This window comes from Collinsella sp. AM31-2AC (assembly GCF_003469285.1).
Taxonomy (GTDB): Bacteria; Actinomycetota; Coriobacteriia; order Coriobacteriales; family Coriobacteriaceae; genus Collinsella; species Collinsella aerofaciens_AT.
In genome coordinates this window covers 29,306-55,257 of the sequence record NZ_QSJB01000006.1, presented here as the reverse complement: position 1 = coordinate 55,257, position 25,952 = coordinate 29,306, and the positions used below count along the sequence as shown (strand labels likewise).

Below are 25,952 nucleotides of genomic sequence, written 5' to 3'. Positions count from 1 at the left end.
GTGCCGAACTCTGCCGTGAAACCGCTCATCTTGGTCGTTGAGGACGATCCCGCCGTCCGCAACCTTATCGTCGCCGCGCTCGAGGCGCACGGTTTGCGCCATATGGCTGTGGAGACCGCCCACGCCGCCATCGCCGCCGCTTCGTCGCAGGCGCCGAGCATTGTGCTGCTCGATCTGGGCCTGCCCGATATGGACGGCGTCAAGGTGGTGGAGTCGGTGCGCGCGTGGTCGGGCATGCCGATCATCGTGGTTTCGGCGCGCAGCGAGGACGCGGACAAGATCCGAGCGCTCGATGCCGGCGCCGATGACTACCTGACTAAGCCGTTTTCGGTCGAGGAGCTGCTCGCGCGCATTCGCACGACGCTCAGGCGCCTTTCGTATGCGCAGGCGGGCGGCGTTGCCTCCGAGGGCTCGTTCGATACCGGTGAGCTGCATATCGATTTTGACGCCGGCATCGCAACGATGGACGGCGAGGAGCTGCACCTGACGCCGATCGAGTACAAGCTGCTGTGCCTGCTGGCGCATAACGCCGACAAGGTGCTGACGCACCAGTTTATCTTGCACGAGATTTGGGGCACGGCGACCAAGAGCGACCTGGCGAGCCTGCGCGTCTTTATGGGCACGTTGCGCAAGAAGATCGAGTCCGACCCCGCGCACCCGCGCTATATCCAAACGCACGTAGGCATTGGCTACCGCCTAGTCATCCAAGGCTAGATCGCCAACCACCATCCCAATATGAGTTGCGGTGAAATACGGTCTAAATTTGCCTAATTCCAGGCAAAACAGTCCGTATTCCACCGCAACTTTGTTATTTGCCCTTGGGCTTGCTGGCGTAGAACTTCTTCTTTTTGGGCTTGCCGGCGGGGGAGGGCTTGCCGGAAAAGTTGGACTTGCCGTTGCCGGCCTGCGCGTGCGCGGGTACTGCCGCACGGGGCTTGCGGGCCTCGGGGTTGCGCAGTTCCTCGGTTCGCTCGGCAATCTCCTCGGCGCTAAAGCCGACCTCGGCCATGGCGTCCTCGATGGGCAGGCGGCGCACGATGTAGCAGTGGTGCACCTTCTGGTTGCGCGCGAAGTCCTCGGGGATGGTCTGCGCCGTAATGTCCTCCAGCACCACGCCCGCGCGGGCGAGCTTGCGCGTTTCGGGGCGGAAGCCGCGCAGGTTGCAGCTAAAGATGGCATGGCCGCCCTGCGCGAGCAGGCGCGATACGCCAGCCAAAAGCTCAACATGGTCGCGCTGGACATCCCAGGTGCGGCGGCCCATCTTGGACGAGTTCGAGAACGTGGGCGGGTCGACAAAGATCAGGTCCCAGCGGTTGCGCGTCTGGCGCTGGTCGCGAATCCAGGCGAGCACGTCGTCGCGCACAAAATGATGCTGAGGCCCCACAAAGCCGTTCTGGCGCATGTTGCGCTCGGCCCAGTCCAGATAGGTATTGGAGAGGTCGACCGTCACGGTCTCCTCGACGCCGCCATCGGCCGCGTAGCAGGTGGCAGTGCCGGTGTAGGCAAACAGATTGAGGAAGCGGCGCGCCTGCTTGGCGTGCTCGCGCACCAGGTTGCGGGTGACGCGGTGGTCCAAGAAGATGCCGACGTCCAGGTAGTCGTCAAAGTTGACGGCAAAGGTGAGGCCGCCCTCCTCGATGAGCGGCAGGCGACGGCGCGCGATGTTGGCGCGCTCGCCCGGGCCGCCCTTGCCGGCGCCCTGCTTGCCGTACTGCGAGCCGCCGCGCGAACGCATGCGGGCCTTGGCATGCACATGCTCGGCTGGGACATCCAGGATGCGCGGCGCGATGGCCAAGATGTCGAGCATACGGGCCTGGGCCAGCGCCGGGTCGATGGTCTTGGGCGCCGCGTATTCGGCGATGACGAGCCAGCGGCCTGGAGTCTGTGGGCAACCCTCGTACAGGTCGATGGCGGCGGAGTAGTCGGGCAGGTCGGCATCGTAGACGCGGTAGCAGCTCACGCCCTCGCGCTTGGCCCACTTGCGGCGCAGGCGAGCGTTCTTGCGCAGGCGGTTGGCGAACTGCTCGGATTCGGGGATGAGCACGGGCAGCGGCTTGCCGTCGCCCAGGTCGAGCGTGGCAGCGGGCTCGGGCATGGCAGAAGCTGCGGCCTCATCGTTGACTTCGTTGGCATCCGCAACCTCGGCCTCGGCATCCGCGCTGGTCGCAGCCTCAAACGCTGCGGCGGCGTGGTCGAGCGAGGGCCAAACCTCGATAGTCGCCTCTTCGTTGTTGGGCATGACGGCAATGGAGCGCGCGGGCTCGGCATGGAGCGCGCGGGCCATAAGGCCGTCGCGGGTGAGGGCGGCGACCGGCGCGGCGGTAAGCTCGGGCGCGCGACGCAGCTCGCCGACCAGCGTCATGGCGTCATGCATAAGCGACAGCGGTGTCTCGGTCGTATCCGCGACGAGGGCGGCACCGGCGACGGCGCCCGCGTGGTCCAGTACGGTGGCAGATTTTGCGCCGCAAAAATCGACAAAGCGCTTGTAGCCGGCGCACTTGACCATGCACTCGGCGGTTTTGCGGGCGGCGGGGTCGATGTCTACGGCCACGATGCGCACCTGGCGCTCGCGCGCTGCCGCCTCGCGCTCGCGCGCCTCGGCACGCAGCTGCTCCCACAGGGCGGCGTCGTGCAGCTGCCAGCCCTCAAAGCCCCAGTGCTCGCGGGCGGCGCCCGGAGCGCGGTCGGTTAGGATATTCACGGCCTCTAGCAGCAGGCCGCCGCCGGCGCACGAGGCGTCGACCAGCGTGGGCAGGGCTTCGTTCTCGTAATCGTCGGCCGTCAGCTCGCGCTCGCACAGTGCGGTCCAGCCGACCTGCGACAGCACCAGGGCGGCGTAGTCGGGGCGCAGCACGTGCGCGCCCTCGCCGGCGCGGGTCGCGGCGGGCGGCAGGCGCTTGAACAGCGGGTCACCCGAAAGGTCCAGGCTGATGCTCGCGCGGCGCTGACGCAGCGAAAGCAGCAGGTGAACGTCGGGATCGGCGGCGTCGACATCGGCGCGACGGCCCGTGGTCTCGGCCAGGCGGTCGCACAGTGCGTCTTTGGCGCGCAGGGCCGAGAAGCGCGTGTTGCGCAGCTGCTCGGTCACGCCGCGGGCGGTAATGGCGATGGTGGCGCCGGGGCGGACGATGCTCTCCCAGGCGATGTCGTAAACGCTATCGTACAGCTCGTCGGCATCCTGCGCCTCAAAGCGTCCAAGCACCACAAACACGCGGCTGGCCAGGCGCGACCACAGACAGGCGCGGTAGCCTTCTTCGAGCTCGCCCTCAAACGTAGCGCGGCCCTTCAGGCGGCGGACATGCGAAAGCCCGAGCCACTTGAGCTCGTCGGCGAGTGCGGATTCAAAGCCCTCGGGGCAGCTTGCATAAAATTCCATGGGTGACCTCTCTGGTTGCGTCGCTCCATTATATGATGGATGCTTCGTTTGCCATCGCCCTCGAAAGGAACCCATATGATTGATGCGTGCTCCGATTCCGCTGTATTGTTTTTTGACGTGGACGGCACGCTGACGTCGTTCGACCCCGACAACATGACCGACAAGGACTTTTCGGCGGTTCGCCCTTCGCAGACGGTCGTCGAGGCGTTTCATCGTCTGCGCGACGCAGGGCACAAGGCGTTTATCTGCACGGGTCGCCCCTTGTGGCTGATTGCGGACAGCCTGCGCGCGCTCGACCCTGCGGGTGTCGTGGCCATGGCGGGCGCCACGCTCGAGGTCGAGGGGCGTGTGGTGCACGAGGATTGCATTGACGAGGGTATTGTCGAGGAGCTTGCGCGTCGCATTGTTGCGGCAGGGTTCGAGGCCTTTTTCGAGGCCAATGCTGCGACCTTTGCGCTGGAGCCTGCGGGCGTTGAGCAGTCGTCTTTGATCGGCACTGCTGCGGTGCACAGCGCCGAGGAAATGCGCATCGACGGTCGTCTGCGCGTGGGCAAGGTATGCCTTAATGCGCCCAGTCTGGCTCGCGTTGCCAACGACGACGGCTTTATCGATCGCGAGTTTGAGCTGTGCAATACCGGCGGCCAGAACCGCGAGCTGAGCCCCAAGGGTATCGACAAGGGCGTGGGCGTGGCGCGAGCGCTGGAGTACCTGGGCCGCGAGGGAAATGCGCGCACCTTTGGCTTTGGCGATTCGGGCAACGATCTGGGCATGCTCGCTGCGGTCGAGACGGCTGTCGCCATGGGCAACGCCATGCCCGAAGTCAAGGCGCTCGCCGACTACGTGACCGACGATGTCGCACACGACGGCACCGTCACAGCGATGCAGCATTTCGGCCTCATCTAATGAATCTCGCCTTCTGACGTTTGCTCAAACTGCGACTCTTTGCTTTTGCATGCTCAATCGATTTATCAATCCAAACGCTGAGGTGTTTATACCGTTCGCCGAGAAGATAAAAACCCGCAGCTCACGCCTTGATAAACATAGGTAAAGTGTTTAGCAGTTTATCGGCCGTATGCTAACGAAAGGAATCAGGCAGATGGCAATCAAGGTGTTCGCTGACGGTGCAAACCTCGAGGGCATGCTCGACATGTACGAGAACGGCAACGTTCAGGGTTTCACGACCAACCCGTCCCTTATGAAGAAGGGCGGCGTGACGGATTACCGCGCGTTTGCCAAGGAGGTCCTGGCCCACATCACCGATGTGTCCGTATCGTTTGAGGTCTTTGCCGACGACGTCGAGACCATGGAGATCGAGGCGCGCGAGATCGCTACCTGGGCCGAGAACGTCTACGTCAAGATTCCGTGCGTGACCACCAAGGGCGAGTCCACCGCCGAGCTGGTCCGCAAGCTTTCGGCCGACGGCATCAAGGTCAACGTCACCACCATCTTTACGCCTACGCAGGTCGACGAGATGGTCGAGGCCGTTGACGCCGAGACGCCGTCTATCATCTCGCTCTTTGCCGGCCGCATTGCCGACACCGGCGTCGATCCCATTCCGTTTATGACGGAGTCGGTCAAGAAGGCCGCCGCCAAGCCCAACTGCGAGGTCCTGTGGGCATCCACGCGCGAGCTCATCAACATCTATCAGGCCGAAGCCTGCGGTTGCCAGATCATCACGGTGCCCAACAGCATCCTGGCCAAGCGCAAGAACATCGGTCGCGATCCGTACGAGGTCTCGCTCGACACCGTGCGCGGCTTTGCCAAGGATATCGCCTCGCTCGGCTTCCATATCCTCCCGTAACGCGAACACCGGCTGTACCGTGGGTTGCTCGCCCCAGCCTTTCCTTTCCCTATCGCTCACGCGCTTCGCGAGGGTCGCGCTAGGCAAAGGAAAGGCCGGGGCTGCCGACACGAACTTGCCGGTAGGTTGGTGATCGGCTTCCATATCCTGCCGTGGGCAAAGGTACCCCCGCCTGCGACGTGCAAAATTGAGAGTATTCAGCAAGGTAAAGTTATTTACCAGTTAACCGAAGCAAAAAACGGCCCCCGTTTTGGCTCTAAAAACGCCAAAACGGGGGCCGTTTTTGCTTTTATGGTTCTCCGAGGTGCCGCGGTGCTATCGGGAAATGCTGAATATTCGCCATTTTGCACGTCGCGAGAGGGGGTACCCTTGCTTTGGCGGTTTACTTTTCCTGCACCATGGTGAGTGAGATCTTCTTGCGGTCGCGATCGACCTTTTCGACCCACACCTTGACCGTGTCGCCGACGCGTACCACGTCGCTCGGGTGCTTGACGAAGCGGTTGGCGAGCTTGGAGATGTGCACGAGGCCGTCCTGGTGCACGCCCACGTCGACGAAGGCGCCAAAGTCGACGACGTTACGCACTGTGCCCTTGAGCTCCATGCCGGGTTCCAGGTCGTCGATGGAAAGCGCCGAGCGGCTAAAGACCACCTCGGGCGCGTCGTCGCGCGGGTCGCGGCCGGGCTTCTTGAGCTCGTTGACAATGTCGATGAGCGTCAGGGTACCGCAGTCCAGGTCGCTTGCCAGCGCCGAGATGCTGCCCAGGCGGCGCTCGATGTCGGGCACGCCGCCGCGGCCGAGCTCGCCTGCCGCAACGCCGGCGCGCTCCAAGACGGCCGTGGCCACCTCGTAGCTCTCGGGGTGAACGCTTGTCGCGTCGAGCGGGTTCTTGCCGCCGCTGATGCGCAGGAAGCCTGCGGCGTTGAGATATGCCTTGGGTCCTAACTTGGGAACCTTCTTAAGCTGGCGACGATCGGTAAAGGCACCGTTTTCTTCGCGATAGGCCACGATATTCTTGGCCACGCTCGGCGTGATGCCCGATACGTAGCCCAGCAGGCTCGCGCTTGCGGTGTTTACGTCGACGCCCACGCGGTTGACGACGTCCTCCACCACGTGGCCCAGGGTGCGCGAAAGCTCGGTCTGGTCAAGGTCGTGCTGGTATTGGCCCACGCCGATGGACTGGGGCGGAATCTTGACGAGCTCTGCCAGCGGGTCCTGCAGGCGGCGGCCCAGGCTCATGGCGCCGCGCACGGTGACGTCCAGGTCGGGATATTCCTGGCTGGCGAGCTCGGACGCGGAGTACACCGACGCGCCGGCCTCGTTAACGATGGTGTAGCGAAGGCTGGGCGCCTGCTCGGCAATGAACTCCGAGACGACTTCTTCGGTCTCGCGGCTGGCGGTGCCGTTGCCGATGACGATGGTGTTGACGCCGTCCTTCTTGACGAGGCGGGCGAGCTCACGCTTGGTGCCGGCGACGTCGTGGCGCGGCTTGGTGGGGTAGACCACGCCGTGGTCGAGCAGCTTGCCGGTCTCGTCCATGACGGCGACCTTACAGCCGGTGCGGTAGCCCGGGTCGAGCGCGAGCACGCGGGCGCCGCGCACGGGGCGCGCCGAGAGCAGCCCCTCGAGATTCTTGGCAAAGACGTTGATGGCCTCGGTCTGCGCGCGAACGGTGAGTTTGGCGCGGGCTTCGCGCTCCAGCGAGGGAGCCATGAGGCGCTTGTAGCCGTCGGCGATAGCGGCGTCAAAGACGGGCGCGAACACGCCCTGGCGACGGGGCCAGCGGCTGCCGAGGCGCGCCGTGGCGGCAGCGCCGTCGACGTTCACGCGCACGCGGAGCTTGCCCTCGCGCTCACCGCGGTCGATAGCCAGCACGCGGTGGTTGGGGATGCGGCGCAGCGGTTCGTCATAGCTGTAGTACGGCTCGTAGGGGGTCTTCTCGGCGGGGTCGGTGGCCTCAACGACGATGTCGGCGGTGTTTTGCGTAAAGGCGCGCAGATCGGCGACGTTCTCGGGGTCCTCGGCCACCGTCTCGGCCACGATATCAGCTGCGCCGGCGAGCGCCTTTTCGGGCGTGTCGAAGCCGGCCTCCTCGTTGACGTATGTCGCGGCGGCGTCGAGTGCGCTGCCCTTGGCCGAAGCCTGCATGATGATCATGTTGGCGAGCGGCTCCAGGCCTGCCTCGCGTGCCTTCTGCGCGCGGGTCATGCGTTTCTTGCGGTAGGGCTTGTAGAGGTCCTCGACGCGCTGGAGCTGTGTGGCCTCGCGAATCTGCTGCTCGAGTTCGGGCGTGAGTTTGCCCTGGGCGTCGATGAGCAGAATGACGTCCTCTTTACGCTGCTCAAGATTGCGCAGGTATGACAGGCGCTCGTCGAGGGCGCGCAGGGCGACGTCATCCATGCCGCCCGTGGCCTCCTTGCGGTAGCGCGAGATAAAGGGGATGGTGTTGCCCTCGTCGATGAGCTTGACAGCCGCCTCGACGTTGGCGGCCTTAAGGTTGAGCTCGCGGGCGAGCTGGGCGATAAGATCCATGGGACTCCTTGCGTTTAAGGTGCGTTTGCAGCACAGGGCTACCAAGGATACCACCTGCCACTTCGCCCAAAAAAGACTGTTTTGGCGCGGAACCACGAAAGCGGCCTATCTACTACGTTTGAACCGTGTGGGTCGACCATCCCCCAGTTTTCCGAAAATGCGCAAGCCGTTTACCTGCGGTTTTTATTTCGCGAAATTCGGTATGGATGAGGGTGATTGGTTAAACGTAGTAGATAGGCACATTTCGTGGCGAACGAATCAAGCTGAGGCGCAAAAAGGCCCCCCGCCTCAGAAAAATCGTCAGCGAAGTAGCAAAATGCCCCGCGGGCAGGAGGCTGCTCGCGGGGCAAAGAAGAGGGGCTTATTTGTGGCGGACCGAGGGGCCCGGCATGGGGTTTCTGCCGCGGCCTGTCCTAAGGTGCTACAGCTCGACGAGCTGGCCGGTCTCGGCGGCCTCCTTGATGGCGTTGAGAAGCGTGAGCGTCTTGACGTTATCGGCGGGGGTTACGACGGGCTCAACTTCGCGGCGGACGACCTTCACAAAGTGCTTGAGCTGCATCTTGTGCGGCAGCGCCGGGTCGACGGCCGGAATCTCCATCTGCAGCGGCTTGTGCCAGTTGGAGGCGCCGTCGTAGGAGAACTGATGCAGGCGGGGCAGCGAAAGGGCACCCAAGGTTCCGCCGATAAAGTAGGCGTCGGCGTCGAAGGGGCGGTACTGCGGATCCTCGCGAGCGGTTGCCTCCCAGTTCCAGGGGCTGGCGGTGGCGTCGGAGATGGTCATGCTCGCAAGCGCGCCATCGGCAAAACGGACGTTGACCACGGCGGAGTCCTCGGTCTCAAAACCGCGGGCGGCGCTGGACTGCATGCCCTGGACGGCGACGGGCTCGCCCAGCAGGTAGCGGAGCAGGTCCACGTCGTGAACCAGGTTGACCAAGATCGGTCCGGCACCCTTCTTGCGGCGCCACTCGACATCGAAGTACTCGTCATTCTTATAGATCATGTAGTGGAAGCTCGACACGGTGAGCTTGCCCAGCTCGCCGGACTCGATGATCTCCTTGGCCTTGTTGACGAAGGGGTTGTGGCGACGGTGCTGACCCACGAGCACGGGCACGCCGGCGGTCTCGGCCTCGGCGGCGAAAGCCTGGGCATCCTCGAGGTCGTTGGAGATCGGCTTTTCGACCAGCGGCACGATGTTGCGCTTGATGGCCTCGCGGGCAACGCCCAGGTGCAGGTCGTTGGGGGTGGCGATGATGACGGCCTCGGGCTTGACCTCGTCCATCATCTGGGCGGGATCGGTAAAGAACGGCACGCCGGCAGCCTCGGCCGTGGCGCGGGCGCCCTCAAAGGCGTCGGCGATGGCGACGAGCTCGGCCTCGGGCTCCTCGGTGACAAAGCGGATGTGGTTGCGGCCCATGGCGCCGGCGCCGATGACGGCAATGCGGACGGGGTTGAGCTCAGACATTTCGACTCCTTAATGCTGGTGGCTGGTGGAATGTGACAAAGGGACAGTCCCTTTGTCACATCGGTAAAACTAGGCGGACTTCTTCTTGCTGTCGGAGACCATCATGTAGAGGGTGAGCACGACGGCGATGGCGGCGATCACGATGGCGCCGTAGAAGGACTGCTGGTAGGCGGCGCTGCCGGCCTCGGCGTGATACAGCACGGCAGTGATGGGCTGGCTGATCCAGGTAGAGGCGGCGTAGCCCAAAAACATGATGCCGTAGTTGACACCGATGTTGCTGGTGCCAAAGGCGCCACCGGTGAGCGGCGGGTAGATGACGAGCAGGGCGCCAAAGCTAAAGCCGAGCAGAGCGAGCGCCACAAAGAACATGCTCTGCGTAAAGCTCATCGACATGATGACGAGCGCGACGATGGTCACGACAAGGCTGATGAGCAGCGACTTGTAGGCACCGATCTTGTCGATGATCTGGCCAAAGGAAAGGCGACCGACCAGGTTGGCGCAGGTGTTGACGGAGACGACCACGCCGCCGAGGGCGACGGCTGCGGCACTCGTGGGGTCGGCGAAGAGCTGGACGGCGGCGATGGAGGCAACCTTGCCCACAAGCAGGGTGCCGGCGGTGGCGGCAAAGGCGAAGGTGACGATGAGGACCCAAAAGCGCGGGGTCTTGACCATCTCGCCCGGGGTGAGGTCGCCGAAAGTGCCGGCGTGCGCGCCGCCCTTGGGGACCTCGAAGCCCTCGGGCAGCCAACCGGCCTCGGGGGCCTTCAGGAACAGGGCGGAGGCGGCGATCGTCACAAAGAAGATGACGCCGAGTGCCTTAAGGGCGCCAAAGATGCCAAGGCTCGGGATGAGCAGCGAGGCGAGCACCGGGGACAGCACGGCGGGGCCGGCGGTCGAAGCGGCCAGGGTGATGCCGGAGGCGAGGCCCTTTTTGTCGATGAACCACTTTTGGCCGGTGGTGAGCGCGGGGTTGTAGCCCAGGCCGTTGCCGATGGCGGCGACGAGCGAGAACCACAGGTAGAACTGCCACGGCTCGGTGACGGTGCCGGACATGAACCAGCCCACGCCGTAGCACACGGCGGCAGCGATCACGACGTTGCGCGGGCCGATCTTATCGGAGATGCGGCCGGCGAAGATGCCCGTCACGGCCATGATGGTCTGGAAGACCGGGAAAGCCCAGGTAAGTGCGCTGGACCACTCGGGGTAGACGGCGAGCAGGTTCTTGGACACGACGGAGTACAGCGCGATGGAGCTGATGAAGAACATGGTGACGCACGCGGCGGAAAGCACGACGGCGCGACCCTTGTTGGAGTTGGTGGAAGCCATGGGACTCTTTCTAATCGATGCGGGGGGAGGGGAGGGGCAAACGCCGCTGAGGTGCTTGCCCCGCGCCCCTTTCTACCGGGCTTGTTTACTGGTCGGTCGGCTTGGCGACGCCGGACTCATCGGACCAAAGCTCGACACCCTTGTTCTTGAGGTAATTGTCGGCATAGGCGCGACGGCCGCCGGGCTTAGCGGTGAGGTCGCCCATCATGTTGGAGAAGCCGCCATCAACCTTGATGGCGTCGCCGGTGGTAAAGTCCGAGCGCTTGGACGCCAGGAACATGACGGCGTTGGCGATATCGCTGACCTCGCCGATGCGGCGCGTGGCGATAAGGCGGCTGCGGCTCTTCTCGACCTCGGGGTCAGCGTAAAAGCTCGCCGACATGGGGGTCTTGACAAAGCAGGGCTCGACGCAGTTGGAGCGCACGCCGTAGGGGCCCCACTCGGCGGCCAGCATCTTGGACATCATGTTGACGCCCGCCTTGGTGGAGCTGTACACGCCCGAGAACGTCTCGGGGGAGTGGCTGGCGACGGTCGAGATGTGCACCAGACGACCCTGGCCGGCCTTGATCATCTCGCGACCAAAGCGCTGCGAGGTGATGAAGTAGCCGGTGAGGTTGACGTTGATGACCTCGTTCCAGTCACTCAGCGGCAGGTCTTCCATGGCGGCGAAGCGCAGGATGCCGGCGGTGTTGACGAGGACGTCGACGCGGCCGAAGTCGGCGATGGTGGCGTCGACGGCGGCCTGAACCTCGGCCTCGTCGGTGGCGTTCATCTTGTAGCCCTCGGCGTGAATGCCAAACTCGGCAGCAAGGTCGGCGGCAGCGGCCTTGACCTTCTCCTCGTCCAGGTCGAGCAGGACGACGTTAGCGCCATTGCGGGCGAACTCTCGGCAAATCTCGACGCCCATGCCGCCGAGCGCGCCAGTCACGGCGCAGACATCGCCCTCGAGCTTAAGCCAATTGCTCATAGGAACTTCCCTTCTTGTGCCTCCCGGTGGGTCGCTCCCATTAACCGACCCACGTGGTTTTCGCTGGTTATCGTATGCTTTGCATTTGCGCAGGTGAATTGCATATTTGTTAGAATGACGTTAACCATAGGTTTACACTGTGCGATGCAGTTTATTCTCAATTGAGCGCATGACCTGCGAAAACAACCTCCTGTGGCACCATGTGGCCACGGGCGCGAAAACGGGAGATTGACGTGTACGATCGACGACTTGAGGCTATATCGGCCGCCGCGGAGCTGGGAAGCTTCTCGCGCGCGGCGGCAAAACTACGTGTGTCGACCCCGGCTCTCGTCAAACAGGTGTCGGGGTTCGAGGCCGAGTTTGGCATCACGTTGTTCGAGCGCTCGCATTCGGGCGTTAAGGTGACGCCGGCGGGTGCGCTGCTGGTAGACGATGCGCGCTCGATCATGCGTCAGTCCGAGGATGCGTTGCGCCGTGCCCGACGCGCAGCGGGCGATGGCGGCGCCGTGCGTCTGGGCGTGTCGATGATGTGCCCGGGGCGCCAAACGCTGTCGATGTGGCCGAGTGTGCACGAGCTGGAGCCGTCGCTGCGCTTTGAGATTGTGCCGGTGAGTGACCTCTACGATGAGCGCGAGACCGTCATGCGCAGTCTTGGTCGCGAAGTGGATGTAGTGCAGTCGAGTTTTTCGACCCCGCGCTGGGGCGACGCCTGCCAAAAGCTCCTTATCGTCAACGTACCGTTTTATATTGATGTGCCGCGCACGAGCCCGCTTGCGCGCAAGACGCGCATCACGGTTGCCGACCTGGAGGGCATGCGCCTGCGCGTGCTCCGTCACGGCAACGACGCTATGGACAGCCTGCGCATCGACCTGTTGGCCGACGGCGGCGTGGACGTGATCGACGTGGATAGCTTCGACTTTGCGCTCTTTAACGAGGCGGAGGAAAAGGGCGATGCGGTGCTCACCTGCGGAGCGTGGTCGGGCGTGCACCCGGCCTTTGTGGGCGTACCGTTTCTATGCGGTCGCGAGGTGCCGGTCTATTTGCACTACCCGCTCGAGCCCACCCTCCAAGTCCAAAAATTCGTCAACGCCATGGCCCAACTCCTCAACTAGCTCATTTGGCGCGGGTAGTCTTTTTGGGACGGGGCTTTTTTAGCTACCCAATCTGGTGCCGTCGAAGCATGACGCCGTATTTGGCACAGGGTAGCTAAAAAGCCCCGTCCCAAAAAGACTAACAAAACGAGGCCCTGGCCAAACGGCCAGGGCCTCACTAACCTTTATTCCGTTTTAAACAACGGGCTGATTGCGCGCAGGAGGGTGCCCCGGGGCGGCGGGGTATTTCCTCCGCGCGCAGTTTCGCAGCGAAGCGAGAATGTTTGAGCACGGAGGAATTACCCCGACGCCCCGGGGCACCCTCCGTCAGTAACCGTTCCTACTCCAGCTCAAACGCACCCGTGTACAGCTGGTAGTAGTACCCGCGCTTGGCGATCAGCTCGTCGTGGTTGCCGCGCTCGATGATACGGCCGTGGTCCAGACAGATGATCGCGTCGGAGTTGCGCACGGTGGACAGGCGGTGTGCGATGACAAACGTCGTGCGGCCCTCCATGAGCTTATCCATGCCCGCCTGCACGATGGCCTCGGTGCGGGTGTCGATGGAGCTCGTGGCCTCGTCTAGAATCATCGCCGGCGGATCGGCGACGGCGGCGCGGGCGATCGAGATCAGCTGGCGCTGGCCCTGCGACAGCTGTGCGCCGTTGCCGGTGAGCATCGTGTCGTAGCCGTCGGGCAGGCGGGTGATAAAGTCGTCCGCGCCGGCGAGCTTGGCCGCCGCGATGCACTCCTCGTCGGTGGCATCCAGGTTGCCGTAGCGGATGTTATCCATCACGGTACCGGTGAACAGGTTCACGTCCTGCAGCACGACGCCCAGCGAGCGGCGCAGATCGGCCTTGCGGATTTTGTTGACGTTGATGCCGTCGTAGCGAATCTTGCCGTCGGCGATGTCATAGAAACGGTTGATGAGGTTGGTGATGGTCGTCTTGCCGGCACCGGTGGCACCGACAAACGCGACCTTCTGGCCCGGCTTGGCAAACACGGACACGCCGTGCAGCACCTCGTGGTCGGGCGTGTAGCCAAAGTCGACGTTGTCCATGACCAGGTCGCCGCGCAGCGGTACGTACTCGATCTCGCCGGTTGCGCGGTGCGGATGTTTCCACGCCCACATGCCGGTGTGGTGGTCAGCCTCCTCGAGCTGCCAGGTGTCGGGGTTGACCTGCGCGTTGACGAGTGTCACGTAGCCTTCGTCGGCCTCGGGCTTCTCGTCGATGAGCTCAAAGATGCGGTCGGCGCCGGCGAGGCCCATGACCACGGCGTTGATCTGCTGCGAGATCTGGCCGATCTGTCCGCAGAACTGCTTGGTCATATTGAGGAACGGCACCACGACGGCGATGGACAGCGTCATGCCCGAGATGCTCAGGTTGGGCACGCCCAGCGCCAGGAAAATGCCGCCGGCAAGGGCCACCAGCACGTAGAGCAAGTTGCCCAGGTTCATAAGGATGGGCATGAGGATGTTGGCGTACATGTTGGCCTTCTGTGAGACCTCGAAGAGCTTTTCGTTGCGCTCGTCAAAATCGGCCTCGGCGGCAGACTCGTGGCAGAACGCCTTGACGACTTTCTGGCCGTTCATGACTTCCTCGATATGGCCCTCGACCACGCCGAGCTCGGTCTGCTGTGCAATGAAGAAGCGCGCGGAGTTGGAGCCGAGCAGCTTGGTCATAAAGGTCATAAAGGCGACGCCGGCGATGATGACCAGGCACATCCACACGCTGTAGTACAGCATGATAAAGAACACCGTGACGATGATGATGATCGTCATGAGCAGGTTGGGCAGCGACTGGCTGATCATCTGACGCAGCGTGTCGATGTCGTTGGTGTAGTGGCTCATGATATCGCCGCGCTGGTGCGTGTCGAAGTAGCGGATCGGCAGGTCCTGCATGCGGTTGAACATCATCTCGCGCAGCTTCTCGAGCGAGCCCTGCGTGACGATAGCCATGGCGCGGTTCCAGAAGAGCGAGGACAGGACGCCGACGCCGTAGATGCAGGCGAGGGTGGTCACGAGCTGTGCGATCTTGGGCTGCGCGGCTTCCCAATCGCCCGACTGCCACGATTCGCCAATAATTTGCAGGGCGCTCTGCAGGAAGGTCGCGCCGATGGAGTTGATGATGGCGCAGAGCACCACGCCGGCGACGACGAGGGGCAAAAGCACGGGATAGAAGCCAAAGAGCGTCTTGATGAGGCGCGACATGGTGCCGCCCTTGCGGTTGAGCGCGCGCTCGGCGGTCGTTGCCTTACTCATGGGCCTCGCCTCCTTCCTGGGTCTGAGCTTGCGTTGCGGTCATGTCGGTGTTGTCTGCCGCCGTGTTCGCGTCGCCAGAGACGTCGTCGGCGTCTTGCGTACCTTCGGCAGACATCTTGTTTTGCGAGGTAAAGGTCTCTCGGTAGATCTCGCTCGTCTTGAGCAGCTCTTCGTGGTTGCCGATCTGTGCGATACGGCCGCCCTCCATGACGATGATGCGGTCTGCGTCCTGCACGGAGCTGATGCGCTGGGCGATGATGATCTTGGTCGTGTTGGGCAGATAGCTTGCCAGACCTGCGCGAATTTTTGCGTCGGTCTTGGTGTCGACGGCGCTGGTGGAGTCGTCCAGGATCAAGATCTTGGGGCGACGCAGCAGGGCGCGTGCAATGCACAGGCGCTGCTTCTGACCGCCCGAAACATTGGAGCCGCCCTGTTCGATCCAGGTGTCGTAGCCCTTGGGGAAACCGTCGACAAACTCGTCGGCGCAGGCCAGATGCGCTGCCTCGCGGACTTCCTCGTCGGTGGCGTTCGGGTCGCCCCAACGCAGGTTCTCGGCGATGGTGCCGCTAAACAGCACGTTTTTCTGCAGCACCATGGCGACCTGGTGACGCAGCGCGTCCAGGTCGTAGTCGCGCACGTCCACGCCGCCCACGCGCACAGCGCCTTCGGTGGTGTCGTACAGGCGGGCGATGAGGTTAACGAGCGTGGACTTGGCCGAGCCGGTGCCGCCGATGATGCCGATGGTCTCGCCGCTCGTAATGTGCAGGTCGATATCGTCGAGCGCCTGGCGCTTCGCATGCTTGGAATACTTAAAACTCACGTGGTCAAAGTCGATGGAACCGTCGGCAACCTCGAGCACGGGCTCGGCGGGATCGGCGATCGTGGGCTCGGCGGCCAGCACCTCGGCAATGCGGTGTGCCGATTCGTCGGCCATGGTCACCATGACAAAGATCATCGACAGCTGCATCAGGCTCATGAGAATCTGGAAACCATAGGTAAAGGTCGAGGAGAGCTGGCCCACGTCGAACAGCGTGCCCTGGCTCGTGATGATGAGCTTGGAGCCCAGGTAGATGATGACGACAAACGCGCCGTTGACGCAGATGTTCATCATGGGGTTGTTAAAGGCGAGCAGCTTCTCGGCGCGGGTGAAGTCCATCTGGACATCGCGCGCGGCGGCCGCGAACTTCTCCTTCTCAAAGTCTTCGCGTACGTAGCTCTTAACCACGCGCATGCCGGTGACGTTTTCCTCGACGGACTCGTTAAGGGCATCGTACTTGTGGAACACGCGCGAGAAGATGGGGCGCACCTTAAAGATGATAAAGAACAGCCCAAAGCCCAGCAGCGGAATGATGACCAGGTAGACCATGGCAACGCTGCCGCCCATGATAAATGCCATGGTAAAGGCGAAGATCAATACCAGCGGCGCGCGCACGGCGATACGGATGATCATCATAAAGGCCTGCTGCACGTTGTTGATGTCGGTGGTCAGGCGCGTGACGAGCGAGGAGCTCGAGAACTCATCGATGTTGGCAAAGCTGAACGTCTGGATTTTGTAGAACAGGTCGTGACGCAGGTTCTTGGCGAAGCCGCAACTCGCATGGCTGCAGGTGACGCCTGCCGCGGCGCCAAAAGCAAGCGACGTCAGCGCGATGAGCACCAAAAAGCCTGCGGTGGGAAGCATCTCGGCTACGGTGGCGCCGTCTTTGATAGCGTCGATCAGGTTGGCGGTGATAAATGGAATCAGCATCTCGCAGAGCACCTCGCCAAGCACGAGCAACGGCGTGGCAACGGTGACTTTCATATAGTCGCGGATGCTGCCCATGAGGGTTTTAATCATCCAGTTCCTCCCAGGTTACGCGGATTTTATCGAGCATTTCGGCGAGGTCCTCGCGCTCGTCATGGGTGAGCGCGCTAAAGGCCTGCTCTCTAAAGCGAATGCGGGCCGCCTGCTCTACGTGGGCCTTTTCCCATCCCGCTTCGGTCAGGCGAATGGTGAGCTGCCGCCGGTCTTTGGGATTGCGGCTGCGCTCGATAAGGCCGGCGCATTCGATCTTGGAGAGAATCTCGGAAAGCGAACCGGGCTTAAGATCAAAGTGCAGGCCTAGTTCCTGCTGTGACATCTCGCCGTTTGGCTGCTTGGCGAGCAAGCAGACGATGGGGGCCTTTCCCGAGGCGCCGCCGCCGTGAAAGTGCAGAAAGTGGCCGCAGAAGCCCAGCCCGTTTAGGATGTGCTTGGCGAGCGCGTCTGATTGGGACTGTGCCGCGGGCGCATCTGCGGGTTCATGGGGGTCGCCGCCCGGCGTGTGGGGGCAGAGGCCGATGTGGTCATCGCACATGGTGTCGCTCCTTTCTTTAGTTAGGTAGTGCAATTGTTTTGTGCCTAACTAATTTAGGAGTGCAAGAAATAAATGTCAAGGTACCAAACTTATTAAGTTACGGCGTTTTACCAAACGCCGTAACCGCTCGACGCTGCAAACGCTCCTAAGCGGCAATCTGATCCCTTGGGGACGAAGGAAAAGGTATCGTTTTGGGCTGCGATGATACCTTTCGAAGCGGCCTTGCCAAAAACTATGCCTAATTACTACGATGAATCCAGCATCGCTGACCACAACAGCTGTTTCTGAAAAAACGCAAGCTATCTACCTGCGGTTTTGTTGGAGAGAAATTCGCTGTGGTTGGAGGCGGGCGGTTAAACGTAGTAAATAGGCATAGTTTTGAAATGGCGCTATATGAGTAGCATCAACTAGGCCGCTATGGAGCAAACAGCCCCCATTTCCGAAACCTTTCCGCAACAATTTGACCTCCACGGCGCCACCGCCCGCTCGCAATGCCCCCTGCGCTACACTTAGTCGCACTGTGGCGCTGCCGCGCCGCGCCCGAAACAAGGGAGACCCTCATGAAGAACACTCAGCTGCTGCTGATCAACGATATGTGCGGCTACGGCAAGGTCGCGCTTTCCGCCATGCTGCCGGTACTGTCGCACATGGGCTACCGTATCCATAACTTGCCGACGGCGCTCGTTTCCGACACGCTCAACTACCCCAAGTTCTACATCCACGACACCACCGAGTACGTGCGCCAAAGCCTCGCTATCTGGGAGGAGCTCGGCTTTGAGTTCGACGCCATCTCGACCGGCTTTATCGTGACCGAGGAAGAGACGCGCATCATCTCGGACTTTTGCCACCGCCGTGCGCAAAAGGGCACCAAGGTGTTCGTCGATCCCATCATGGGCGACAACGGCAAGCTCTATGCGGGCGTGCCCGAGTCCACGATCGGTCTCATGAGGCACCTGCTCGAGTGCGCCGATTACGCGGTTCCCAACTACACCGAGGCCTGTCTGCTTGCCGATAGGCCTATCGCAGAGCAAATTACGCCCGATGAGGCCCGCGCCCTTGTGGACGCCGTGCGTGAGCTGGGTGCCAAGTCGGTGGTCATTACGAGCGCCGTAGTCAATGGCACGAACGCGGTTATCGGTTACGACCATGTGGCGGGGGAGTACTTTACGATTCCCTTTGAGCTCATTCCGGTCTATTTCCCGGGCACGGGCGACACGTTCTCGGCGGTGCTCGTCGGCCGCGTTATGGCAGGTTGGAATCTGCAGCGCGCGACGTCCGATGCCATGCGTGTGGTGGCTGAGCTTATCGAGCGCAATGCCGACCAGGAGGACAAGTCGGCCGGCCTTCCCATCGAAGCCTGCCTGGATGTGATTGACCATGAGTAACGCTGGCGAGGGCGGCGCCAAGCCTGCGGGCGGGGGCAAGCCGCTCGGCGCGCCGCGGGGCAAGCGGCCGCGTATCCGCGTGAGCTGCGTGGACCAGCTGGGGACGTGCCGCTGCCACCATGGTCACAAGCCGGGCGACGTCTTTGACTTTGACCGAGACCGCGGCAAGATGTGCGCCATGGCCTGTCACGTGGGCTTTCCCTATATTGATATCCTGCGCTATGGCGGAACCGTGCCTGGCAACGAGTCTGGTACGGCAAAGTTCTGCTGCCCCGAGGTCGACACCCTCAACGTCTGGCTTGCCGAGATCGTCGACGAGTAGTTGAACGTGGATTTTCTCCCACCGAGAAAATCCACGCTCAATTTGTATGCGGGAGATAATCCACGCTCGTTTTATGCCAATGGCGCACCTCGCGAGCTCGCTTGCCTACAGCTGCTCGAGCATAGCGATGCAACCGTCGAGCACGTCGCGGTAGGTGGCATCGAAGTTGCCGGTGTACCAGGGATCGGCCACGTCGCCGGGGCGCTCGGTCCAATCGAGCAAGCGCGTAATCTTGCCGTCGGGGTCGTCGCCAAAGATGCGACGCAGGCCACGCGCGTTCTCGGCATCCATATAGACAATGTGATCCCAGTCGCCATACTCCGCGCGACGCACCTGGCGTGCGCGGTGGGCAACGACGGGAATCCCGACCTCGCGCAGCTTGGCGACCGTGCCATGATGCGGCGGGTTGCCGATCTCCTCAGTTGAGGTCGCTGCAGAATCGATGACAAACTCGCCCGCGCGCCCAGCGCGGCGCACCAGCTCGGTAAACACCGACTCAGCCATCGTCGAGCGACAGATATTTCCATAGCAGATAAACAGTACACGTTGCATATGCGGTTTCCTTTCGATCGCCATCATCGAGCTCGAGTATCGCATCTGTGCTTACGCCCTCGCCCGCTTGCGCTCCCAGCGAGCCAACTTAATCGTCACCAGCGTAAGCGCCCAGGCCACAAGCGAGAACGCGGCACCAACCGCGCCAACGTAGGCAATGCCAACGCTGCTCACCACGGCGCCGCCCACTGCGGTGCCAAACGAAATGCCGACGTTAAACGCCATGGGTTCTACCGAGCTCGCGAGTACCATCGATTTGGGATGGCGGCTGCGCGCCACGTCCATAAAGTGCGTGATGCATGACACCGAGAACAGGTACATGAGCAGCGCTAGGCTAAAGACAAAGACCAGCGCGAGCGGCATGGTGTCGCCCACGGCAAACAGCCCGAGTAACGCCGCAGCTTGCAGCACAAACGTCACAAGCAGCGCCTTCATGCCAAAGCGCGCGTCGATCCATCCGCCCAAGATGTTCGAGACCAGGCAGAACACGCCGTAGGCCATAAGCGTGGTGCTTGCCTGAACAGTGCCCATGCCCAGCACCTGCTCAAGATAAGGCGTCACGTAGCCGTAGAACACATAGACCGATCCCACGCCAAACAAAAAGATGAGCATGCCGGTGATGATGCTCGGTTCGCGTAGAAGCCCCGCCTGCTCGCGAAAGGTGGCAGGCTCGTCGGTTTGCCCAGCGCGCGGCATAAACGCCACGAGCGCTCCGCAGATCAAAACGGCAAAGGTCAGCGTGCCGTACATGGCCACGTGCCAATCGAGCGTGTCGGCCACGAACTTGCCGATCGAAGTGACAAAGACCATTGCCACGGAAAACGCACCATATACCACCGAGATGGCAAGCGAAGTTTGCTGCGGGGACAGCAGCTCGGGGATGTACGTCACGCCCACGGCGAGCAGTGCGCCCGAGACGGATCCCAGGACAATGCGCGAGATAAACAGTACCTGGAAGTTGGGCGCCAACGCCATGACCAGATTGCCGAGCACAAAGATAATGCTGTAGCACACGAGCAGCTGGTAACGACGGAAGCGCCCCGTGCTGAGCGCAAGCACCGGCGTCGCGATGGCGTAGACCAGTGCAAAAACGCTGATGAGCTGGCCCGCAGCGGCAAGCGATATGCCGAGTTCCGTCGCCAAGTCACTTTCGATGCCGATGACCACGAACTCGGAGCAGCCGAGCGAGAATCCCAGCAGCACGAGCAGCGCCAGGCAGAGCCTGGTGCGCGCGGGGGAGAGCGCGGCGGCGGTTGACTTACTTTTAGGCGTGGTTGCGGCGGTCAAGGTTGTCACTCCAATGTCGCATGAATAAGCGGGATTCAATCCCTGCAACTCTAACAGAATGTGTCAGGTGCCTGCCTCCTTTGTCGCAGGCTGCGCTTGCCTGTATAGTCGCAATACAGGCGAAGATAGTCTCAGGTACATTGCGGGCGACAGGAGATCCCATGGGTATGCACACGACAAAGGTTGTAGTGGGCGAGGGCAAGTTTGCGCTCGAGGCCCAGTTGACGGTGACGCCGCGAGGCATGGCGGTGTACGCCTGCTCGCCGGAGTTTGCGCACCTGGGCGCCACGGCGCAGGCCATTCCTCGCCCCGAGCCCGGCCGTACGGCGACGGTGAGCATCCTGGCCGTTCCGTGCCATCGAGACGAAATTCCGGCGCACGATATTGCGGCGGCGCTGGCCACGCGCTTTGGCGTGCCGGTAGTTGCAAGCACGGGTTTTCATGTGGAGAACGCGACCGCGGACGACTTGCGGCGCATGCTCGATACCACCAAGGAACTCATCGCCGCGCTCGAGGAGGCCGCAGCCCGCATTCTGCGCGCCGGCTGGGATGAGGGCGGCGCAGGCGCCGAGGTCGTGGCGGTCGATGCCGCGACCGGCGAGGCGCTTGGCCCCGTCGACCGCATCGAGGCCCATACCGGCGAGGGAATCCTGCATCAGGCATTTCTGACGCTTCTGGTCGAGGGCCAGGGCGAAGACGCGCGCCTGCTGCTCTGTCGTCGCAGTCCGCTCAAACGCCTGTGGGGCGGGGTGCTGGCCGATGACTGTGCCGGCCATCCGCTCCCCGGGGAAGACGTCGCGGCCGCCACGGCACGTCGCATCAACGAAGAGCTTGGCATCACGCGCGAGCCCGATCAGCTCAAGCACCTCGGACACGTGGTGTGCCGCGAGGACCACGGCGACGGCCGCTGCGAGTGCGAATGGTGCGAGGTCTACCTTGCCCATGTTGAGCCGGGCGAGCTGCATATCAACCAAGAGGAGATCTCGGAGGTGCGTCGCGTGGCCCCGTCCGAGCTCAAAGGCTACCTGCAGGGTCACCCCGAGCAGCTGGCCCCCTGGCTCCGCGAGGCACTCAGCGACCCATCCATCCGTACGGCCCTCGCTATGTAACAAAGGTACAGTCCCTTTGCCATATCCAAACCGTCACAACATTCGATGAAAATCTCGAAATCGAGGAAAAGCGTCGAATGTTGTGACGGTTTTTGCCCAGAGGATCGCTCCTCATCCAAAAAATCCGCTTGACTGTATTGCAACAACACGGCGCAACGTAAGGGGTGTCCGATAACGGGCGCCCCTTTTTAAGTGGCAACGTGGCTGCGAATCCGGAGCGCCCCCAACAAGAAAGGTGGGGAGATGGAAGCGGAAAAGAAGGCATTTAAGATCACCAAGCGCGAAATTGGCTTTGTGCTGGGTATTGTTGTCTTTTTGCTAGTGAAGTTTCTTCCTTTGGCGGAGCTGAGCTCGACGGTCGAGCTTACGGTCGGCGGTCAGACCTGTCTGGCACTGACGCTCGCCACGGTGGTGTTCTGGGCATGTGGCGTGGCACAGCCGGGCTTTGTGGGCCTGCTCTACTGCGCGCTGCTCGTTCTGTTTAAGGTGTGCGTGGACGACACGGGCGCCGCGAGCATCTCGGCGACGGTCGCCTCCACGTTTAGCTCGTGGACCAAAGCCACCATGTGGCTCGTCATCGGCGCCTACCTCATCGCCAGTGCAGTCAAGGAGTCGGGCCTGGGCGAGCGCATCGCCTATGCGTTCATGCTCAAGTTCGTGCGCGACGCCAAGTCGCTCATCATCTCGATCTTCGCGCTCACCTTTGTGCTGTCGCTGCTGATCCCGCATCCGTTCCCCCGCGCCTTCCTCATCCTCGCCGTCGTCTCGGTCATCGCCGAGTCCGCCGGCTACGGTGACGACGACCGCGGCAAGCTCGGCTTCCTCGTGTTTGCCGCTGCCGCCCCGGGCTCCATGTTCTTCCTGACGGGCGACTCCACGCTCAACCCGCTCGTTGCGCAGTACAGCGCCGAGGCCGGCGGAATGAGCCCGTCCTTCGTCGACTGGTTCCTGTACATGAGCGTGCCCATGCTGGTCGCGCTGCTGTGCACCCTGTTCCTGGGCCTCTTCCTCTTTAAGCCCAGCAAGGAGCTCGTCTACGATCGCGAGCAGATCGTGGCCAAGCAGGCTGCGCTCGGCAAGCTCTCCGTCAAGGAGATCCGCACCATTGTGTGGCTTATCATCGCCATCGCGCTGTGGCTCACCGTCTCGGGCGATTACATCGGCTGGGTCACCCTGGCCATCGGCGTCTGCCTCGCCATGCCCGTCATCGGCGAGGTCCTCACCCCCGCCAGCTGGAATGCTGTCGACATCAAGTCCCTCATGTTCCTGACGGCCGCCATGGCCGTGGGCTCCGTGGGCGGTGCCACCGGTATGAACGCCTGGATCGCCGACGTCGTGCTTCCCAGCTCCGTGCCCGAGAACATCTTCCTGTTCGCCCTGCTTGTCGCTGCGCTCTCCATGATCATCCACATGTTCATGGGCTCGGTCATGGCCGTACTCGGCGTGTGCGTGCCGGCGTTCATCAGCTTCGCGGCCGGCTCCAGCGTGAGCCCGCTCGCCGTGGCGCTCATCGTCTTCACGTCCATCAACATCCACTACATCCTGCCGTTCCATAACCTGCCGATCCTTATCGGCGAGGGCAAGGACGCCGACGGCTACACCTCCAAAGAAGCCATGCGCATGGGCATTCCCCTCACCGCGGTCGTCTTTATCGTCGTGCTGGTCGAGGCCGCCTGGTTCCATCTCTTTGGCCTGATGTAAGCGGCCGAGCGCTTGGGCTGTAAACAGCCGAGTGCTCGAACTTCGAGTGCCCGAGCGCCCCATCCATGAGCGCTGCGGCCCCATTACGTTACCAAGCCCGGCGGCATCCTCGCCGCCGGGCACTCTCCCGAAAGGAGCATGCTATGTCCACTACCGATGCTTCCCAGATCCACGACTTGCGCTCCGCGCTCGACTTTTTGCGCGAGATGCCGGGCCAGCTGCTCGAGACCGACACTCAGGTCGACCCGGACGCCGAGGTCTCGGGTGTCTATCGCCACGTCGGTGCCGGCGGCACCGTTATGCGCCCGACCAAAGAGGGGCCGGCGATGGTCTTCAACAACGTCAAGGGCTTTGACGATGCCAAGGTCTGCATCGGCATGCTTGCCAGCCGCAAGCGCGTTGCCGCCCTGCTCGACCTGGACGAGGAGCACCTGGGCCTCGAGATCGGCAAACGCTTCGAGAACCTGATCGCGCCCGAGCAGATCGCCGAGGGTGCGCACGTCGACTGCCAAGAGGTCGTGTACAAGGCGACCGACGAGGGCTTTGACCTGCGCAAGATCGTTCCCGCTCCTACCAACACGCCCGTCGACGGCGGCCCCTACATCACCATGGGCCTCGCCTACGGCACGAGCCCCGACGGCTCCCAGTCCGACGTGACCATCCACCGCTTCTCCTGCGTCGACAAGGATAAGCTTGCCATGTGGATTACCCCCGGCAGCCGTCACCTGGGCGCGTTCTTTGACGAGTACTGCCAGCGCGGCGAAGACATGCCCATCTCCATCTCCATCGGTTTGGACCCCGCCGTGTACATGTGCTGCGGTTTTGAGGCTCCCACCACACCGCTCGGCTTCAACGAGCTGCAAATTGCCGGCGCCCTGCGCGGCCACGCTGTCGAGCTTGCCGACTGCGTCACCGTTCCGCAGAAGTGCATCGCCAATGCCGAGTACGTGCTCGAGGGCTACCTCATGCACGACGAGACCATCAACGAGGACGTCAACGGCCACGGCTACGCCATGCCCGAGTTCCCCGGCTACACCGGCGGCGCCAAGGTCTGCCCGGTGATCAAGATCACCGCCGTCACCACGCGTGTCAACCCCATTATGGAGAGCTGCATCGGCCCTTCGCACGAGCACGTGTCCATGGCCGGTATCCCCACCGAGGCTTCCATCTACAAGATGGTCGAGACCGCTATCCCGGGCCGCCTGCTCAACGTCCACGCTGCACCCTGCGGCGGCGGCAAGTTCGTTGCCATCATGCAGTTTAAGAAGTCGAGCAAAAATGACGAGGGCCGTCAGCGCAACGCCGCCATGCTCGCCTTCTCGGCATTCTCCGAGCTCAAGCATGTGATCTTGGTTGACGAGGATGTTGACATCTTTGATATGAGCGACGTGATGTGGGCCATGACCACGCGCTTCCAGGCCGACGTCGACCTCATCACCATCCCCGGCTGCCACTGCCACGTGCTCGACCCGTCCAACGACCCCACGATTCGCGAGCACGGCATCGCCTGCAAGGCCATCTTCGACTGCACGGTTCCGTTCGACCTCAAGAAGAATTTCATTCGCTCGCAGTTCATGGAGATCGACAAGGACAAGTGGGCCAAGGAGATTGCTTTCTAAGGTTCCGGCGTTCTACCGAACGTCGGACCACTCGACGCTGCGCCCGCGCCTGGCGGGCAATCTGCCCCTCAACTGCGAAGGCATGGGCATAAGCCCTATGCCTTCTTGTTTCGGGGCACCTTGCCTCGCCAGACGCGCGCTCGCTGACATTGCCCGACCTATAGCTGCCATTTTGTTGTTAGGAGTTGTCATGCCTGAGTCTTCTGTCCGTCCCCGTCGCATCGTCGTTGGCGTTTCGGGCGCCAGCGGTGCCGCGCTGGGCCTTGAGTGCCTCAAATGCCTGCGCCAGGCCGGTGCCGAGTCGGCGCTTGTCGTCACGCGCGGGGGAGAGATTACCATCGAGCAGGAGCTCGGCATGACGCTCGACGAGTTTGCGTGCCATGCCGATGTGGTCTACGACAACAAGAACATCGGCGCCGCCATCGCAAGCGGCACCTATCCGGTCGACGGCATGATCGTGGCGCCCTGCTCCATGAAGACGCTCGCCGGCATCGCGAGCGGCTACAGCGAAAACCTGTTGCTGCGCGCGGCCGATGTTCAGATGAAAGAGCAGCGCCGCCTGGTGCTCATGGTGCGCGAGACGCCCTTCAGCGCCATTCACATCGACAACATGGCGCGCCTGGCGCGCGTGCCGGGCGTCATGCTCATGCCGCCCATGCTTACGTTTTACAACGGCCCCGCCACGCTCGATGACGCGGTGCATCACATCGCCGCCAAGGCGCTCGAGGCCGTCGGCGTGTCATGTGCAAACTATAAGCGCTGGTCATAGGCGTCTTTAGGGTAGGATACGAGTAGTGTTTGAGCCCGCTGCCCCTGTGGGCGGCGGGC

20 protein-coding genes are annotated in these 25,952 nt (G+C 62.5%); 10 read left to right on the top strand and 10 right to left on the bottom strand.

Features of this window, described 5'->3' with window-relative positions; translation table 11 throughout:
* On the top strand, positions 1–714 hold the full coding sequence (locus DW796_RS03930) for a response regulator (protein ID WP_199579828.1): 714 nt from the start codon (positions 1–3) through the stop codon (positions 712–714).
* 94 nt (positions 715–808) lie between these two features.
* On the opposite strand, the gene rlmKL is transcribed toward DW796_RS03930, so the two are convergent.
* Positions 809–3,376 carry a bifunctional 23S rRNA (guanine(2069)-N(7))-methyltransferase RlmK/23S rRNA (guanine(2445)-N(2))-methyltransferase RlmL gene (rlmKL, locus tag DW796_RS03925; RefSeq protein ID WP_118094315.1) on the bottom strand — a complete coding sequence of 856 codons (2,568 nt, stop codon included), beginning with the start codon at positions 3,374–3,376 and terminating at the stop codon, positions 809–811.
* A gap of 75 nt (positions 3,377–3,451) precedes the next feature.
* Here rlmKL and DW796_RS03920 point away from each other — a divergent pair, with 75 nt between their 5' ends.
* Both DW796_RS03920 and DW796_RS03915 read left to right on the top strand, forming a co-directional pair.
* Positions 3,452–4,279: an HAD-IIB family hydrolase gene (locus DW796_RS03920; protein WP_158567680.1), complete on the top strand. Its 828-nt coding sequence runs from the start codon at positions 3,452–3,454 to the stop codon at positions 4,277–4,279.
* A gap of 193 nt (positions 4,280–4,472) precedes the next feature.
* Complete coding sequence (locus DW796_RS03915; protein ID WP_233539657.1) at positions 4,473–5,177, top strand: transaldolase; 705 nt, start codon at positions 4,473–4,475, stop codon at positions 5,175–5,177.
* A 382-nt stretch (positions 5,178–5,559) separates the two neighbouring features.
* Here DW796_RS03915 and DW796_RS03910 read toward each other — a convergent pair whose 3' ends face one another.
* The 4 genes from DW796_RS03910 to DW796_RS03895 all read right to left on the bottom strand — a co-directional run bounded on the left by DW796_RS03910 (position 5,560) and on the right by DW796_RS03895 (position 11,462).
* Positions 5,560–7,707, bottom strand: coding sequence for a Tex family protein (locus DW796_RS03910; RefSeq protein WP_118094312.1), 2,148 nt, complete (start codon positions 7,705–7,707; stop codon positions 5,560–5,562).
* A gap of 421 nt (positions 7,708–8,128) precedes the next feature.
* Positions 8,129–9,169: a Gfo/Idh/MocA family protein gene (locus tag DW796_RS03905; protein WP_118094311.1), complete on the bottom strand. Its 1,041-nt coding sequence runs from the start codon at positions 9,167–9,169 to the stop codon at positions 8,129–8,131.
* Positions 9,170–9,238: 69 nt separating this feature from the next.
* Entirely contained in the window at positions 9,239–10,495 is a 1,257-nt protein-coding gene (locus DW796_RS03900) for an MFS transporter (RefSeq protein WP_118094310.1), read from the bottom strand.
* Positions 10,496–10,580: 85 nt separating this feature from the next.
* Positions 10,581–11,462 (bottom strand): SDR family NAD(P)-dependent oxidoreductase, encoded by an 882-nt coding sequence (locus tag DW796_RS03895; protein ID WP_118094309.1) that lies wholly within the window; start codon positions 11,460–11,462, stop codon positions 10,581–10,583.
* Between the two features lie 233 nt (positions 11,463–11,695).
* On the opposite strand from DW796_RS03895, the gene DW796_RS03890 reads away from it, so the two are divergent.
* Positions 11,696–12,574, top strand: coding sequence for a LysR family transcriptional regulator (locus DW796_RS03890; protein WP_233539656.1), 879 nt, complete (start codon positions 11,696–11,698; stop codon positions 12,572–12,574).
* Between the two features lie 319 nt (positions 12,575–12,893).
* Here DW796_RS03890 and DW796_RS03885 read toward each other — a convergent pair whose 3' ends face one another.
* From DW796_RS03885 to DW796_RS03875, 3 genes are read right to left on the bottom strand one after another with little or no spacing between them, the layout of a single operon-like run.
* Positions 12,894–14,813, bottom strand: a complete 1,920-nt coding sequence (locus DW796_RS03885; RefSeq protein WP_118094307.1) for an ABC transporter ATP-binding protein — start codon at positions 14,811–14,813, stop codon at positions 12,894–12,896.
* Positions 14,806–16,650 carry an ABC transporter ATP-binding protein gene (locus DW796_RS03880; RefSeq protein ID WP_233539655.1) on the bottom strand — a complete coding sequence of 615 codons (1,845 nt, stop codon included), beginning with the start codon at positions 16,648–16,650 and terminating at the stop codon, positions 14,806–14,808. The genes DW796_RS03885 and DW796_RS03880 overlap by 8 nt, the downstream gene beginning before the upstream one ends.
* Positions 16,643–17,149: a MarR family winged helix-turn-helix transcriptional regulator gene (locus DW796_RS03875; protein WP_117655367.1), complete on the bottom strand. Its 507-nt coding sequence runs from the start codon at positions 17,147–17,149 to the stop codon at positions 16,643–16,645. The genes DW796_RS03880 and DW796_RS03875 overlap by 8 nt, the downstream gene beginning before the upstream one ends.
* A gap of 560 nt (positions 17,150–17,709) precedes the next feature.
* Between DW796_RS03875 and DW796_RS03870 the strand changes: the two genes are divergently transcribed.
* A complete protein-coding gene (locus tag DW796_RS03870; RefSeq protein ID WP_118094306.1) occupies positions 17,710–18,534 on the top strand; it encodes a PfkB family carbohydrate kinase in 825 nt (274 codons plus the stop codon).
* Positions 18,527–18,856 (top strand): TIGR04076 family protein, encoded by a 330-nt coding sequence (locus tag DW796_RS03865; protein ID WP_199579827.1) that lies wholly within the window; start codon positions 18,527–18,529, stop codon positions 18,854–18,856. The genes DW796_RS03870 and DW796_RS03865 overlap by 8 nt, the downstream gene beginning before the upstream one ends.
* A gap of 105 nt (positions 18,857–18,961) precedes the next feature.
* Here DW796_RS03865 and DW796_RS03860 read toward each other — a convergent pair whose 3' ends face one another.
* Positions 18,962–19,408, bottom strand: coding sequence for a low molecular weight protein-tyrosine-phosphatase (locus DW796_RS03860; protein ID WP_187362366.1), 447 nt, complete (start codon positions 19,406–19,408; stop codon positions 18,962–18,964).
* A 51-nt stretch (positions 19,409–19,459) separates the two neighbouring features.
* Positions 19,460–20,704, bottom strand: coding sequence for an MFS transporter (locus DW796_RS03855; protein ID WP_233539654.1), 1,245 nt, complete (start codon positions 20,702–20,704; stop codon positions 19,460–19,462).
* 152 nt (positions 20,705–20,856) lie between these two features.
* On the opposite strand from DW796_RS03855, the gene DW796_RS03850 reads away from it, so the two are divergent.
* From DW796_RS03850 to DW796_RS03835, 4 genes are all read left to right on the top strand, one after another.
* Entirely contained in the window at positions 20,857–21,804 is a 948-nt protein-coding gene (locus DW796_RS03850) for an isopentenyl-diphosphate delta-isomerase (RefSeq protein ID WP_158567679.1), read from the top strand.
* 243 nt (positions 21,805–22,047) lie between these two features.
* Entirely contained in the window at positions 22,048–23,505 is a 1,458-nt protein-coding gene (locus DW796_RS03845) for an SLC13 family permease (RefSeq protein ID WP_199579826.1), read from the top strand.
* A 143-nt stretch (positions 23,506–23,648) separates the two neighbouring features.
* Positions 23,649–25,124 carry a UbiD family decarboxylase gene (locus DW796_RS03840; protein WP_118094304.1) on the top strand — a complete coding sequence of 492 codons (1,476 nt, stop codon included), beginning with the start codon at positions 23,649–23,651 and terminating at the stop codon, positions 25,122–25,124.
* Between the two features lie 190 nt (positions 25,125–25,314).
* Positions 25,315–25,893, top strand: coding sequence for a UbiX family flavin prenyltransferase (locus tag DW796_RS03835; RefSeq protein ID WP_118094303.1), 579 nt, complete (start codon positions 25,315–25,317; stop codon positions 25,891–25,893).
* Positions 25,894–25,952: the final 59 nt, after the last annotated feature.